Below are 13,743 nucleotides of genomic sequence, written 5' to 3'. Positions count from 1 at the left end.
GCAGGCTTGTCCGATCGTCCAAGACATCCGATCACTCTGCAAGACCCTGTTCACGGACTGGACCGGCACACCCGCCGCCCGGCCTAGGCCGCGGTGGCCATGGCGGTGCCCGCGGCCGGCATGTCGCGGTAGAGGACGGCCCGCTCGACCGCGGTCCAGGTCGTGCTCGTGACGACGTACAGCGCGGCGGCGAGCGGCACGACGGAGACGGTGAAGAGGGTGGCGAAGGACATCAGCGGCATCAGCTTCGTCATCGCGCCCATGCCCGGGACCGGCTGCCCGTCGGGGCCGGTGGCCGGAGTGACGGGGTTGGCGGCCATCTGCCGCTTCGTACGCCGGAAGTTGAAGGTGGCCACGGCGGCGACGAGCGCGAACAGGCCGAGGTAGACCACACCCTGCGCCCCGAACAGCCCGCCGTGCGCGAGCGCGTCGTGCCAGCGTTCGCCGAGCGGGGCGTCGAAGAGCCGGTGGCCGAGGAGCGCGTTGGGGTCGCCGCCGATCTTCTGACTGGAGAAGAGGTGGTAGAGGAGGAAGAAGGCGGGCATCTGCAGCAGGCTGGGCAGGCAGCCGGACAGCGGCGAGACCTTCTCCTCCTTGTGCAGCTCCATGAGCGCCTTCTGCATGCGCTCGGGGTTCTTGCCGTGCTTCTTGCGCAACTCGGCGATCTGGGGCTGGAGCCTGGTGCGGGCCTTCTGCCCGCGCGCCGCGGCCCGCGACAGGGGGTGCACGGCGAGCCGCACGAGCGCCGTGAACAGGACGATGGCGGCGGCGGTGGACGCGCTCTGGAAGAGCGGGTGCAGCACATCGGCCAGCGCGCCGACCAGGCCGGCGAATGCGGACATGAAGACGGACATGGGTGAGCCCTCCGAGGGTCTCGTCGTGCCGGGAAGGAGAACGAACTCGGCATGACGGACCGCGAGGGGTGCCTACGGGTAGCGGGGTACCTGGCGGTACCGGGGGGTGCCTACGAGCGCTGCCGTGAGCCCCCGTAACGCGCTGAGCCCCGGTAACGCCATGAGTCCCCGTACCGCCGTGAGTCCCAGCACCGCTGGGCGCTCCCGTACCGCTGTGAACCCCTACGCGGCCGTCGGAAGGGCGCGGCCGGGGGCTCGGGGGCGTCTGCGGCCCTTGGCGTCCGGATCTCGCTGCGGCAGGAACGCGGTGCGTTTCTCCCGGTCGCGTATGGCCGTCCGGACCCGGGTGCGGGGTACGGGGACGGCACAGCGGGCGCTGATGATCGAGGCGGCGACGAGCGCGGAGCCGGCGGCGGCGGTGGCCGCGAGCGCGACGGCGGCGGAGAGGCTGCCGCCGTCGGCGAGGAGGACTTCGGTCACGAGGAAGAGCAGCAGTCCGGCGGGGCGGAGCAGCCGGGCGAGACCGTCGCACAGATGGTTCCTGTCACCGCTCATCGGCCCCTCCCCTCTCCCCTGCATGCCTCATATGCGCACGCCCGTTCGGCCGCGCGGCTCTCCAGACGTTATACACGATGGGTCCGACACGACCGCCGGCCGTCAGGGGCGTCCGGTCTCCAGCGGACGCAGCAGTCGGCGCGGCTTCAGCAGGGCGCGGCCGACCGGATCGGCGGGGTCCGGATCGAGTCCGGCGCCCGGCCGCATCTCGACGTCCGCGGGCGGTACGGGTCGCGCGCAGGCCGGGCATTCGCCGTACGCGCCCAGTTCCGTCCCGCAGGAGGCATGGACGAAGACGCGCATCGGCCGGGTGCCGGGTACGTGGTCGCGCCCCCACACCCCGAGGGTGCGCACGACCGGCCAGAGGGCTTCGCCGCTGCCGGTGAGGACGTACTCGTCGCGCGGCGGCGACTCCTGGTAGCGGCGCTTCTCCATGACTCCGGCCTCGATGAGCGACTGGAGCCGGGTGGCCAGCACGGCGCGCGGCACACCCAGGTGGACGAGGAAGTCGTTGTAGCGGCGCACGCCGTAGAAGGCGTCGCGCACCACCAGCAGGGTCCAGCGCTCGCCGATCACTTCGAGTGCGCGGGCGATCGAGCACTGCTGTGTCGCGTAGTCCTTGCCGAGAGCCATGGGGCCACTTTACCTCCACTGGGTTCAATGAACGAACCTGACGTGCTAGCGTCAGCACGACTGCTTGAGTTCATTCACCGAACCTTCTCCGCGCACCTCTGGTCGCACCAGCACCAGCACCAGCCCCAGCCCCACTCCCCCGTCCCGCAGCCCCGGAGCGAAGCCATGGCCCAGCCCGTACGCCCCCGCCCCGCACGGTCAGCCTCCGCGCACCGGGCCCGCGACGCCCCGCCGCACGCCCCGGCCCGCCCCCTGTCCGGCCCCCGCGCCGCCCTCCGCCCCGGTGCCACACTGGCGACCACCGCAACGGCCACCGCCGTCGCGCTGATGAACTACACGTCGCCGATGACCACCGTCCCCGGCATCTCCGCCGCCCTCGCCACTCCCGCGTCCGGCCGGGCCTGGCTGCTCAACGGCGCCCCGCTCGGTCTCGCCGTCTTCCTCCTGATCGTCGGCAGCCTCGCCGACGACTACGGCCGCCGCAGGCTCTTCCTCATCGGCACCCTCGCCCTCGGCCTCACCACCGGCCTGGGCACCTTCGCGACCACCACCCTCGCCTTCACACTGGCGCGCGTGGCCCAGGGCGCGGCGAGCGCCGCGATCCTCGCGGCCAGCCTCGGTCTGCTGGTCGGCGCGTTCCCCGCGGGTGCGGCCAGGATCAGGGCGACCGGGATCTGGGGCGCGTTCGTCAGCGCGGGCATCGCGCTCGGTCCGCTGCTCGCGGGCTCGCTCGGCTCCGTCGACTGGCGGCTGCCCTACGCCGTGCTCGCACTCGCCGCCCTGCTCACGGCCGTGTTCGCGTTCCGTACGCTCGACGAGTCCCGGGCACCGCGCGGCGGCCGACCCGATCTGGCCGGGGCCGCGGCGCTGGGCCTGGCGATGACGGCTCTGCTGACCGCGCTGACGCTCGGCCGGGACGGCTGGCTGCGCGCGCCCGTCGGGCTGCTGCTGATCGCCGCGGTCGCGCTGGCCGCCGGGTTCGTCGCGGTGGAGCGCCGGGCCGCGGCCCCGCTGATCGACCTGTCGCTGCTGCGCAGCCGCCCGTTCCTGGTGTCGTCGGCCGGCGGGCTGTTCACCGGTCTTTCGGTGATCGGGCTGTTCAGCTACCTGCCGACACTGCTCCAGCAGGCGCTGGACATGTCGGCGCTCGCGTCGGCCTGGCTGTTCCTGCTCTGGTCCGGTACCGCGTTCGTGGTGGCGCTGCAGGCGCGGCGGCTGGCGGGCCGGGTCGCGGCCCGGCACCAGCTGGCCGCGGGCTTCGTGCTGCACGCGGTGGCGGTGCTGTCGCTGCTGGGCGCCCTGGACACGGCGCACCCCGCGCACATCGGGGCGTCGGTGTGGCTTCGGCTGCTTCCCGCCCTGGTCGTGTCCGGCGTCGGCAGCGGGCTGCTCAATGCCGCGCTGCCGCGGCTGGCGGTCGAATCGGTGCCGCCGGAGCGGGCGGCGATGGGTTCGGGGGCGAACAACACCGCCCGCTACATCGGCTCGTCGGCGGGCGTGGCCCTGACGATCGCGATCGCCACGACGGACTCGGGCACGGACGGCGCGCTGTTGCTGTCGGTGGGCCTGGCCGTGCTGGCGACGGTCAGTGTCCTGTCCCTGCGGGAGCGCCGCTGAGCCCCGCGCCCTTCGACGGAGCCTCGATCTCGTCCCGCGCGAGCACCTCGCTGTCCGGCCGTTCGTCGTGCTCGCGCGGGCCCGCGTACGTCACGGCGAGCGCGACGGCGAGGTTGGCGCCGAGCGCCACGATGCCCGCGTTCATCCCCCACACCGGATCGTTCTCCGTGAACACGAACCCGCACACCGTGGCCACCCCGACGACCAGCCCGCTCATCGCCCCGAGCAGGGTCAGCCGCCGCCACACCAGTCCCAGCAGCACCATGGGGAGCAGCTGCGCCATCCCCTCGTACGAGATGAGGGAGAGCCGGACGAGGGTGTTCGGCGCGGTGTACGTGAGCACGAGCGCGATCACGCCCGCGGCCACGACGACGGTCTGCGCGGCGCCCTTCTGCCGCCGCTCCCACCGCGGCACGAGCGACAGCACGCTGCGCCCCCACATCGTGCCGATGACCAGCATGAAGACGGCCATCGGAACGATCGACGACAGCGCCGCCGCCACACCGATGACGCCGACCGCCCAGGCGGGCAGCGAGTCCACCACGAGGGTGAAGAGCGCCAGGTTGGACTCGGCGCCGACGAGCCCCGGCACGACGAAGAGCGCCGCCATGCCGAGCAGCATCGGCACGAAGAGCAGCACGTTGTAGGCGGGCAGCCACATCGCGTTGCGGCGCAGCACGTCCGCGTTCTTCGCGCCGAGGTAGCCGGCGACGGTCGTCGGGAAGATCACCACGGTGAGGGAGTTGAGGAACGAGGTGGTGATGAACCACGCCTGTCCGAGCCCGCTGTCCCCGTGTCCGGGGAAGGTCAGCCACTCGCTCTTCTCGGTGACGAGCCGGTCGAGGAAGGGCCCGTACCCGCCGAAGTAGTGCAACGGTACGTAGAAGGCGAGGAACCCGAGTGTGGCGATGACGAGGACGTCCTTGAGGACGGACACCCACGCGCTGCCGCGCAGCCCGCTCACCACGACGAAGCCGGTGGTGACGGCGAAGGCGATGAAGTAGGCCCAGTTCAGGCTGATGGCACCGTAGGAGATGGTCGAGACGACCACGCCCATGCCGGTGATCTGGAGCTGGATGTACGGCAGCAGGAAGACGGTCGCGAGAACGGCGACCAGCGCACCCAGCCAGGGCCGCCCGAACCGGTGCGCCACCATGTCGGTGATCCCCACGAGCCCGTGCTTGCGCGCGTACGCCCAGAGCGTCGGCCCGACGACGTAGCCGAGGGCATAGCCGCAGGACATGTACGCCACCACGTAGAGCACGGGCGCCCCGTAGTTGTAGCCCCATCCCGCGGCGCCCAGGTAGCTGAAGCTGGTGTACCCCTCGCCGGCCATCAGTACCCAGATGAAGACCGTCCCGAGACTGCGCCCGCCCACGGACCACTCCGCGAGCCCGCCACCGTCACCCCCGCCTCCGCGCCGCCCGCGCATCGCGAGCAGCCCGAGTGCGACGGTGGCGACCATGAAGACCCCGAAGACGGAGGTCGCGACTGCGGCGTTCACCGGCGGTCCCCCCGCCGGGTCAGCCATACGGCGACGGGTGTCAGCAGGGTCGCCCCGAGGAGCCATACGAAGAGGAACGGCAGTCCGAGAACGACGGGACGGACCCGGTTCACGAACGGCAGCACCCCCAGGTACAGCACATAGGGGACCAGCAACCACAACAACTGCGGACGTCGTCTGAGCACGACAGGGAACCTTAGTGCGACACCGCTACGGCGTCCGGACATGCGTCAGCCTCCCCCATACGACAAGCCGGTATCGGGAGGTGAATTCGGGCGTGCACGTAGTGAGCGTCACATAGGAACCGGGCGCCCCGTACCCCGCGTACGGCTTCACGTTGCTGCGCGGGACGGCCGCGATGACACCGCTGTCGCGGGCGCTGGTCCGCGCGAGCGTCTTGTCGACGGTGTACGTGTAGACGGCGTCCCGGGTCTCGACGTCGATCCGGTCCCCGCGCCGCAGCCGGTTGATGTACCGGAAGGGCTCGCCGTGCGTGTTGCGGTGCCCGGCGAGCGCGAAGTTGCCCGCCCGGCCGGGCTGCGCGGTGCGCGGGTAGTGCCCGACGTACCCCTTGTCGAGGACGCCGCGCTTGCTGATGCCCTGGGCGACGGGGGCGGCGAGCCCGAGCCGCGGGATGCGGATGACGGCGTACGCCTGATCCCACCGGGGCGCGGGGGCCGGTGCGGTGCGGCCTTCGGACGAACGGCCGCCGGAAGCACGGCTGTCGGCCCCGGGCCCGCTCCCGGTACGGTCTCCCGCCGCCCCTCCCCCGTCGTCCTGTCCCTGTGAGCCTCCCTGCGTCCGGCTCCACTCCCGCTCAAGGTCCTCGACCTTGTGCCCGGCGTCGGCGCGGGCCTGCCGGTTGGTCCACCACAGCTGATGAACAACGAGCAACAACAGGACGACACCGAGGGTCACCACCGCCTCGGCACCCGTCCACAGCCCGCGCGCGGCGATCCGACGCCCCCGCGAGTTCCGCTGCACCACGACCGGTATCCGCTCCCGCACGGCCCGCACGATAGGGCCAAGGCCCGTAACTCTCCAGGGCCGGAACAACCCTCCGCCCCGGTGCCGCACAGCAGTACGGTGTGATTCATGCGCCCCGACACGCCTGCTGATCACACCACCGAAGCCGAGCGCCTGCTGCGCACCGCGGCGCAGTACCCCGAGGACCGTGAGCCGCTGCTCCTGCGGGCCGCGGCCCATCTGGAACTCGCCGGCGACCGCGCCCGCGCCACCACCCTCTACGACGACCTGCTCGGCTCCGCCGACCTCGACCACCCGCACCTGGTCAAGGCTCTGAACGCGGCCAACCTGTGGGAGTACGGCCACGAGGCCGAGGCCCGCGCCATCCTCGACGGCATCCGCGCCGCGGGCCCGCTCGACCCGGCGCCCTGGGAGATCACGGCCGAGACCCTCGAATCGCACGACGAACTGGAAGCGGCCCACGACTGCTTCACGACCGCGTTGACGCTCCTCCTGACGCCGGGCGAGGAGGTCCCGTACGCCGTGCAGTCGCTGTTGATCGGCCGCCACCGCGTAGGCAGGCTGATGGGCGCCGACCACGACGTCTGGGACGAGCTGGCCGACACCCTCCACACGGCCGCCGTACCGCTGGACGAACTGCACGACCCGAAGCGCCTGTGGGCGCTGGGCTCCTCGGACCCGGGCGAGCTCCAGGCCGAGATCACCCGCCTCCGCGCCGAACTGGGCACGTACCGCACCGCGCTGTCCCGCCCGTTCCCGGTGGCGGTGCTGCACTGGCCGGCCGCCGAGTTCGACGAACTCCTCACCGCGTACCCGAACCTGCGCAGCGAGTACCCGTCCCACCCCGACCACCTGGCCCGCCTGGAGGCCGCGCTCCGGGACCTCCACCAGGCCGGCACCCCGAACCTCGGCCTCGTGACCGGCACGGTCCCGTCGTACGAGGCATTCGCCGCGTCGGAGGCCGCGTCCCCGGCCGACCCGGATCTCCTCCCCCAGTACGCCACCACCCTCGCCGCCCGCGGCCGGGCCGTCCCCTGGCCCCCGTCCCGGACCGCCCCCTGCTGGTGCGGCTCGGAACGGACGTACCGGGAGTGCCACGGGGCGGAGTGAGCCACCGGCCGGACCGGGGACGGCCCCGGTCCGGCCGCTGCTGTTCCCGAACCGCGCGGACGCGGGTGGCCTCGCGAGCGAACGTGACACATCGGGCCGTGACTGTCACGTCGTCGCGAGGGGGGTGGCGTCCCCCGGAATCCGTATGGTTCTGCCATGCCCGAACTCCAACGCCTCCGCGCCGATCACGCCCCGGCCCTGCTCGCGTTCGAGCAGGACAACCGCGCCTTCTTCGCCGCCTCGGTACCCGACCGCGGCGACGACTACTTCGCCCATTTCGCCGCCCGCCACACCGCCCTGCTCGCCGAACAGGCCGCGGGAGTCTGCCACTTCCACGTCCTGGCGGACACCGACCCCGGCGCCGAGGGCGAGATCCTGGGCCGGTTCAACCTGCTCGACGTCGCCGCCGGCTCCGCCGAACTCGGCTACCGCGTAGCCGAAAAGGCCACCGGCCGGGGCCTGGCCACGGCCACCGTCCTCCGACTCCGCACTCTGGCCGCTACGGAGTACGGCCTGACCACACTGCGGGCCTTCACCACACACGACAACCCGGCCTCACAGGCGGTCCTGACCCGCACGGGCTTCGTCCCCACCGGAGAACGACTCCTCCGGAGCGGCCGGCCGGGTACCGGCTATGTGCAGCACTTGGGAAAGAACCCGCACCCGGGGCCCTGAAACCGGCCCCCGGTCGACACCCCGGGAAGAGCGGGGGAGCATGGAACGGCGGGCACCTTCCGGCCACCGGGCTTGCCACCGGCATGACGCAGCGGCCGGAAGCCGGATTTCTACGCACCCGCCCGCCCCGCAGGCCGCCGCGCCGCGCCGCGCTCGCGGTGGGTGAGCGCCGACGCCTGTGCGGCCGACTCCTCCACGCCCCTCCGACGGGAGCACCCTCATGCATCTGCACCCTCGACGCGCCGTGGTTTCCCTGCTCGCGTCCTCGCTCGCCCTGTCCGGCGCGATCGTCCTCGCGCCGACCGCCGACGCGGCCCCCGCCGCAAGCTGCACGGTCACACGCGCGGCGAACGGCATGTCCGTCACCATCTCCGGCAAGGGCTTCACGGCTCCGCGGACCCTCAACGACGGTGAGTCCACGGAGCCCCTGAATGTGGACGAGAACGGAAACTTCCTGCTGACGCGCTTCCAGAAGAACGTCGACTACACCGTTCTCGCAGTCAACGAGGACCAGAGCAACATCTTCGTGAACTGCAAGGTCGCCCCACCCCCCACAGAGCCGACCCAGCCGGGCACAGGGATGCCCCAGCCCGACACGGGCACGAACCAGCCGGACACAGGGACGAACCAGCTCACCCCCCTCACTGGGTTGGGCAGCGGCAGCAAGTAGGCACAGAACCGCAGGGAAGGAAGCCGTCCGGGCCGCAACGCGGCCCGGACGAGCTGCGGGCACACGCATACACGGACGGTCTCTGTCAGCTGCTCTTGATACAACTGCATGCATAGCTGACGAGATGAGGGGGACTCGGCCATGCCCAACGACTTTGCAGGCGACGCAGCTCCGGTCGCTGGGCTCTACGAGACACTGGTCACCCATCGTCTCGACGAACAGATGAAACAGCTCGACTCCACAGGCTGGCGCTCCATCGATGAAACGGTCGGCCCTGAATCCGCACCCCATGTGTTGTCGCGCCACATTGGAAACGTCGTGCGCCAGGTGCTCCAGGACCTCTCACCTACGGAGCAGGTGATCGCCGCCAACCACGTCCTGGAGTCACTCAGCACGCTCGACGGTGCGGCCACGTGGGGCGATCTCGTCAGCGAGGGCCCTCGACAACTCCTCGCAGTCGCGGAGCAAGAGGCTCCTGGCGTCTACGCCATTCGCCCAGCGACGCCTCTCTCTGAGACGGCGCTGATCACTAACTCGCCTGAAGACCCAAGTCTGGGATTCGAGCTACGCGCCGAGTTGGCCACGGCAGACCGCGTGGATCTCCTCTGTGCCTTTGTCAAGTGGCACGGGCTCCGGATCCTTGAGCAGTCTCTCTCCTCCGCCCGCGATCGCGGCGTCCCTATCCGTGTACTGACAACCACCTACATCGGAGCCACGGAACGACGCGCACTGGATCGTCTGGTTCGCGAATTTGGCGCCGAGGTGAAGATCAACTACGAACTCCGCTCCACACGTCTTCACGCGAAGGCTTGGCTGTTCCGACGCAAGAGCGGCTTTGACACTGCGTACGTAGGTAGCTCGAACTTGTCCAAGGCAGCGCTACTTGACGGGCTCGAATGGAACGTTCGGCTCTCATCGGTCGCCACGCCTTCCGTACTCCGCAAGTTCGAGGCGACATTTGACGCGTACTGGAGCGAACGGTCCTTCGAGCCGTACGACCCCGACAGTGACGGTCAGCGACTCGACGAGGCACTTTCTCACGCCGGCGGATCCAGTCAGAACGGCGCCACCACCATCACGCTCTCTGGGCTTGAAGTCCGCCCCTATCCACACCAGCGCGACATGCTGGAACGTCTTGAAGTGGAACGTACGGTCCATGGTCGAAATCGCAACCTCCTCGTTGCCGCGACCGGCACGGGCAAGACCGTGATGGCAGCGCTGGACTTCAAACGTCTGAAGCGAACACTGGGCCGTGATCCGCGACTGCTCTTCGTCGCCCATCGCAAGGAGATCCTGGAGCAATCCCTGCGCGTCTACCAGAATGTGCTGACCAACGCGAACTTTGGCGAGCTCTTCGTCGGCGGGGAGATCCCCCACGACTGGACACATGTGTTCGCTAGCGTCCAGTCACTCAACTCGCATGCCCTGGACCATTTTGCCCCACATCACTTTGACATCATCGTGATTGACGAATTCCATCACGGCACGGCCCCCACGTACCGACGGATCCTCGATCACTTCGAGCCAAAAGAACTGCTGGGACTCACCGCTACCCCAGAACGCATGGATGGGGTGAACATCCAGGACGAGTTCTTTGAGGGCCGGATCGCAGCTGAGATGCGTCTCTGGGAAGCCCTGGAGAACGAGCTCCTCAGTCCCTTCCACTACTTCGGCGTCACTGACAACACCGGCATGAGCGCCATCACCTGGAAGCGGGGTTCGTACGACGCCACGGCCCTCAGTAATCTCTTCACAGGCAATGACGCACGAGCCAGGCTCGTCGTTCAAGCCGTGAAGGACAAGATTGCCGACCCTGGCTCGATGCGCGCTTTGGGCTTCTGCGTTTCCGTTGCCCACGCCATTTTCATGGCCGACGTCTTCCGCCGAGCCGGCCTCCATGCGGCCGCTCTGTCCGGCGAGACCGCACGCCATGAGCGCAAGAGCGCCTTGGATCAGCTCAAGGCAGGAACGCTCCAGATCATCTTCTCTGTCGACCTGTTCAACGAGGGGCTCGACGTCCCCGACGTCGACACCTTGCTCCTCCTGCGCCCCACGTCTAGCGCCACAGTTTTCCTCCAGCAGCTGGGGCGAGGTCTGCGTCGAACCGAGGACAAAGCCGTCCTCACTGTCCTCGACTTCATCGGCCAGCACCGTAAAGAGTTCCGCTTCGAGGAACAATTCCGTGCGCTGACCAATCTCACCCGTAATCGCCTGCTCACTAATATTGAGCATGACTTTCCGCAGTTGCCATCTGGCTGCCAGATCATCCTTGAGTCGAAGGCCAAGGAGCTGATCATTGACAACATCCGCAGCCAGATCAGCGTCAACGTCACTCAGCTTGCTCGTGAAGTCGCCGCATACGCCGAACTTCAACTCGCTGACTATCTCAAGGAGAGCGGTCGCGAGCTCAAGGAACTCTACCGGGGCAACGGAAACTCATGGACCGGCCTACTTCGCCGAGCCAAGCTCCTCCCTGAGACGGGGCCGAAGGGAGAAGCAGCGCTACTGAAGCGCGTATCAGCGTTCCTCCACGTTGATGATCCACTCCGAGCAACCGCGTACAGCAAGCTCCTCACTGACGACGCACCCACATACGACGATCTCAGCGAGCAGGAACAGGCCTACGCCCACATGTTGTTCTTCTCGCTGTGGCCGTTGGGCGGCGATTTCAACAGCTACCAAGAGGGCTTCGACACCCTTCGCCCTCAGCACACCTTCCGCAGCGAGATCCGCCAGGTCCTCGCTCACGTCCTGGACGAGGCCGACCACGTACCCGTCCCGCTGATCGGTGGGCACGCGAGCCTGCCATTGACCGTCCACGCCTCTTACAGTCGCGAAGAGATTCTTCCAGCCTTGGGCCAGTCCTACGTAGGCGGCTTCATGCCGGGACACTTCCGTGAAGGGGTGAAGTGGTGCGAGAACATCCAGACTGACGCGCTGCTCATCACCCTCGAAAAGAACGAGAAGGATTTTTCTCCAGAGACCCGGTACAAGGACTACGCGTTGAACGAGTCCCTGTTCCACTGGGAATCCCAGAACCAGATCTCAGAGACATCTGCCACTGGCATCCGCTACCAGACACACAAGGACAAGGACACCCACGTTCTCCTCTTCGTCCGGCGCTACAAGAAAACGGACATCGGCGGCCCGCAGCCATGGATGCTCCTCGGTCCCGCCGAGTACGTCGAACACAAGGGCAGCAGACCGATGGGCATCGTCTGGAAACTCCGCAATGAGATTCCGGCTGACGTATGGACGTACTCAGCGATTGCTGCGGGTTAGTTATCCTGATCCCTTATGCGCCAGAAGCGACGGTGCGCTCGCATGAATCGCTCCCCAACGCGATGCTGCTCCACGGTCCTCAATGGGGAAGTTCGCGAAGCCGAGCTTTCTGCATAGCGATCCACAACATGGAAGTCGTCAGTCAGGTAGAGAGCTCCACGGTCAAGTCTCACATGGCAGTTGGGACATAGGCACAGGACATTTCCTTCGACGTCGGGGCCTCCAGCCGAGCCGCCAAGCGCCTGTATGTGCGCTCCCTCGGCATAGCTCTTGCCTCCAGGCCCGACTTTCAGTGCCAGACCACACACCTGGCACGTGTATTCGTGCCACTCCTTGACCCGGTGGACGACAGCCGTGTCACGGACGATGCGTTCGACCATAGCCGTCCGTCGCCGCGTAGCCGGCTCGAAGCCATCAGCGCCGTGCTCATCGACAGCACCTTGACCCTGCCGATCGAGAACGTCTCGGACCTGCTGCTCGATCGGCGTGAGCTCCTGCGCCTCAGCGGAAAGTCGGCGCAACTCAAACCGGCAGATCTGAAAGCCGGCCTTGCCTACTTCGGTCCACTCATTGACGACCCGGTAGAGCCCGTCATACCGATACCCACTGACGGGCGAGTAGTCTCGCTCACCCTCACTCCCACGGATCACCCTCACGGGATTGCCCGATATTCGACTCCTCCGGAGCCCCGCATTTCCCCGGTTCTCCCAAGTTTGATCCTCTATTTGCCGACCAGTATTCCTGTCCCGGCCACCAGCGCCCGTGTAGATGACCTCGTCCCACTTGTCGAGATCGTCTTCATAACCCTTATTCAGCACGATCGCATCCGCGGCCCGCTCTCCGTCGGCGTCAAGCCCCCAAGAGATACCCGCCTCACGCTCTTTGTGGAGCTTGGCGTCCTTAACGGCTAGCCGAGATTCAAAATGAACACCCGGAAGGTACTCACCCACATGCCCGAAGAATGCCCTGTACGCAACCATGCGAACATACTTCCGGTTATCGAGTCATATTCGATCACCCATGCCGCCCCAGACGCTCAAGTGGCTTGATTCTTTCTACGTTTGACCTAAAAGCGATCATTGATCGTTAAGCGGATGGCCATGGCCGGGCCGCACCAGGCGAGCTGGGGCTCCGAGCGGGTGAGGGTACGGGGGGTGGGGCCGGCGGGTGGGGGCTTCGGGGTCTGCCGGGGGCGGGCGTGGGCCGGGGGCTGCCACCGAGGCGGTGAACATGCTGCCGTTCTGGACCTCTTGTGGGTTATAGCGCTTCCGGCCTTCTGATTGCGTTGGGTGTGGGCTCGCTCCCGCGCCCGCACTGAGAGTCAGATGAAACAAACGACGATTTTTGGATTATTTCTACAGTCAATCCATATAAACGGCTGTTTGGGCGACCCTGCCGAGCGCCAAGTTCCTCCTTGCAACGTTCGAGGCGAAGGGACACGAGCATGGCCGACTGGAAGCAAGTCTCTGGTGGTCTCACGACGATCTCGGTCGGGTCCAGGACGCATGTGTGGGGTGTGAACTCCCTGGGCCAGATCTACCGGTACACCGGCCACGACACCAACCCCTGGATCGGCATCCCCGGCCGCGCGGTGGACATCGGCGTCGCCGCCGACGGCACCGTCTGGCACGTCAACTCCGCCGGCGGCATCTACCGCTACACCGGAGACCAGGGCTCCACCGACTGGGTCTCCATCTCCGGCGGCCTCACCCGCATCTCGGTCGGGTCCAGGACGCATGTGTGGGGTGTGAACTCCCTGGGCCAGATCTACCGGTACACCGGCCACGACACCAACCCCTGGATCGGCATCCCCGGCCGCGCGGTGGACATCGGCGTCGCCGCCGACGGCACCGTCT

General features: G+C 68.0%; 13 protein-coding genes. 6 read left to right on the top strand and 7 right to left on the bottom strand.

Going from position 1 to position 13,743, the window contains the following annotated elements; all coding sequences use genetic code 11:
• Positions 1–83: 83 nt before the first annotated feature.
• The 3 genes from ACFVT1_RS25385 to ACFVT1_RS25375 all read right to left on the bottom strand — a co-directional run bounded on the left by ACFVT1_RS25385 (position 84) and on the right by ACFVT1_RS25375 (position 2,042).
• Positions 84–854: a YidC/Oxa1 family membrane protein insertase gene (locus ACFVT1_RS25385; RefSeq protein WP_389799382.1), complete on the bottom strand. Its 771-nt coding sequence runs from the start codon at positions 852–854 to the stop codon at positions 84–86.
• A 222-nt stretch (positions 855–1,076) separates the two neighbouring features.
• On the bottom strand, positions 1,077–1,409 hold the full coding sequence (locus tag ACFVT1_RS25380) for a DUF6412 domain-containing protein (RefSeq protein ID WP_389799379.1): 333 nt from the start codon (positions 1,407–1,409) through the stop codon (positions 1,077–1,079).
• 102 nt (positions 1,410–1,511) lie between these two features.
• On the bottom strand, positions 1,512–2,042 hold the full coding sequence (locus tag ACFVT1_RS25375; protein WP_389799377.1) for a winged helix-turn-helix transcriptional regulator: 531 nt from the start codon (positions 2,040–2,042) through the stop codon (positions 1,512–1,514).
• A gap of 165 nt (positions 2,043–2,207) precedes the next feature.
• Between ACFVT1_RS25375 and ACFVT1_RS25370 the strand changes: the two genes are divergently transcribed.
• Positions 2,208–3,659 (top strand): MFS transporter, encoded by a 1,452-nt coding sequence (locus ACFVT1_RS25370; RefSeq protein ID WP_389799375.1) that lies wholly within the window; start codon positions 2,208–2,210, stop codon positions 3,657–3,659.
• Here ACFVT1_RS25370 and ACFVT1_RS25365 read toward each other — a convergent pair.
• Genes ACFVT1_RS25365 through ACFVT1_RS25355 form a run of 3 tightly spaced genes read right to left on the bottom strand, consistent with a single transcriptional unit; the run spans position 3,628 to position 6,180 of the window.
• Positions 3,628–5,163 carry a sodium:solute symporter gene (locus tag ACFVT1_RS25365; RefSeq protein ID WP_389799374.1) on the bottom strand — a complete coding sequence of 512 codons (1,536 nt, stop codon included), beginning with the start codon at positions 5,161–5,163 and terminating at the stop codon, positions 3,628–3,630. The genes ACFVT1_RS25370 and ACFVT1_RS25365 overlap by 32 nt on opposite strands.
• Positions 5,160–5,318, bottom strand: coding sequence for a DUF3311 domain-containing protein (locus ACFVT1_RS25360; protein ID WP_376513752.1), 159 nt, complete (start codon positions 5,316–5,318; stop codon positions 5,160–5,162). The genes ACFVT1_RS25365 and ACFVT1_RS25360 overlap by 4 nt, the downstream gene beginning before the upstream one ends.
• A 55-nt stretch (positions 5,319–5,373) precedes the next feature.
• Entirely contained in the window at positions 5,374–6,180 is an 807-nt protein-coding gene (locus ACFVT1_RS25355) for a class E sortase (protein WP_389799372.1), read from the bottom strand.
• A 78-nt stretch (positions 6,181–6,258) separates the two neighbouring features.
• On the opposite strand from ACFVT1_RS25355, the gene ACFVT1_RS25350 reads away from it, so the two are divergent.
• The 4 genes from ACFVT1_RS25350 to ACFVT1_RS25335 all read left to right on the top strand — a co-directional run bounded on the left by ACFVT1_RS25350 (position 6,259) and on the right by ACFVT1_RS25335 (position 11,887).
• Positions 6,259–7,260, top strand: coding sequence for an SEC-C domain-containing protein (locus tag ACFVT1_RS25350; protein ID WP_389799371.1), 1,002 nt, complete (start codon positions 6,259–6,261; stop codon positions 7,258–7,260).
• 156 nt (positions 7,261–7,416) lie between these two features.
• Positions 7,417–7,935 carry a GNAT family N-acetyltransferase gene (locus ACFVT1_RS25345; RefSeq protein ID WP_389799369.1) on the top strand — a complete coding sequence of 173 codons (519 nt, stop codon included), beginning with the start codon at positions 7,417–7,419 and terminating at the stop codon, positions 7,933–7,935.
• A gap of 220 nt (positions 7,936–8,155) precedes the next feature.
• Complete coding sequence (locus tag ACFVT1_RS25340) at positions 8,156–8,605, top strand: hypothetical protein (RefSeq protein ID WP_389799366.1); 450 nt, start codon at positions 8,156–8,158, stop codon at positions 8,603–8,605.
• Between the two features lie 141 nt (positions 8,606–8,746).
• The gene (locus tag ACFVT1_RS25335; protein ID WP_389799363.1) at positions 8,747–11,887 is read left to right on the top strand and encodes a DUF3427 domain-containing protein; all 3,141 of its coding nucleotides are present in this window, start codon (positions 8,747–8,749) and stop codon (positions 11,885–11,887) included.
• Here ACFVT1_RS25335 and ACFVT1_RS25330 read toward each other — a convergent pair.
• Positions 11,884–12,867 (bottom strand): YDG/SRA domain-containing protein, encoded by a 984-nt coding sequence (locus tag ACFVT1_RS25330; protein WP_389799362.1) that lies wholly within the window; start codon positions 12,865–12,867, stop codon positions 11,884–11,886. The two genes, ACFVT1_RS25335 and ACFVT1_RS25330, sit on opposite strands and share 4 nt — an antisense overlap.
• A 464-nt stretch (positions 12,868–13,331) precedes the next feature.
• Between ACFVT1_RS25330 and ACFVT1_RS25325 the strand changes: the two genes are divergently transcribed.
• Positions 13,332–13,743: tectonin domain-containing protein (locus ACFVT1_RS25325; protein ID WP_389799361.1), on the top strand; the 412-nt coding region annotated here is incomplete at its 3' end.

Source organism: Streptomyces sp. NPDC057963, from assembly GCF_042887155.1.
GTDB lineage: Bacteria > Actinomycetota > Actinomycetes > Streptomycetales > Streptomycetaceae > Streptomyces.
The sequence above is the reverse complement of the archived record's forward strand: the minus strand, read 5'-3'. Positions and strand labels throughout refer to the sequence as shown.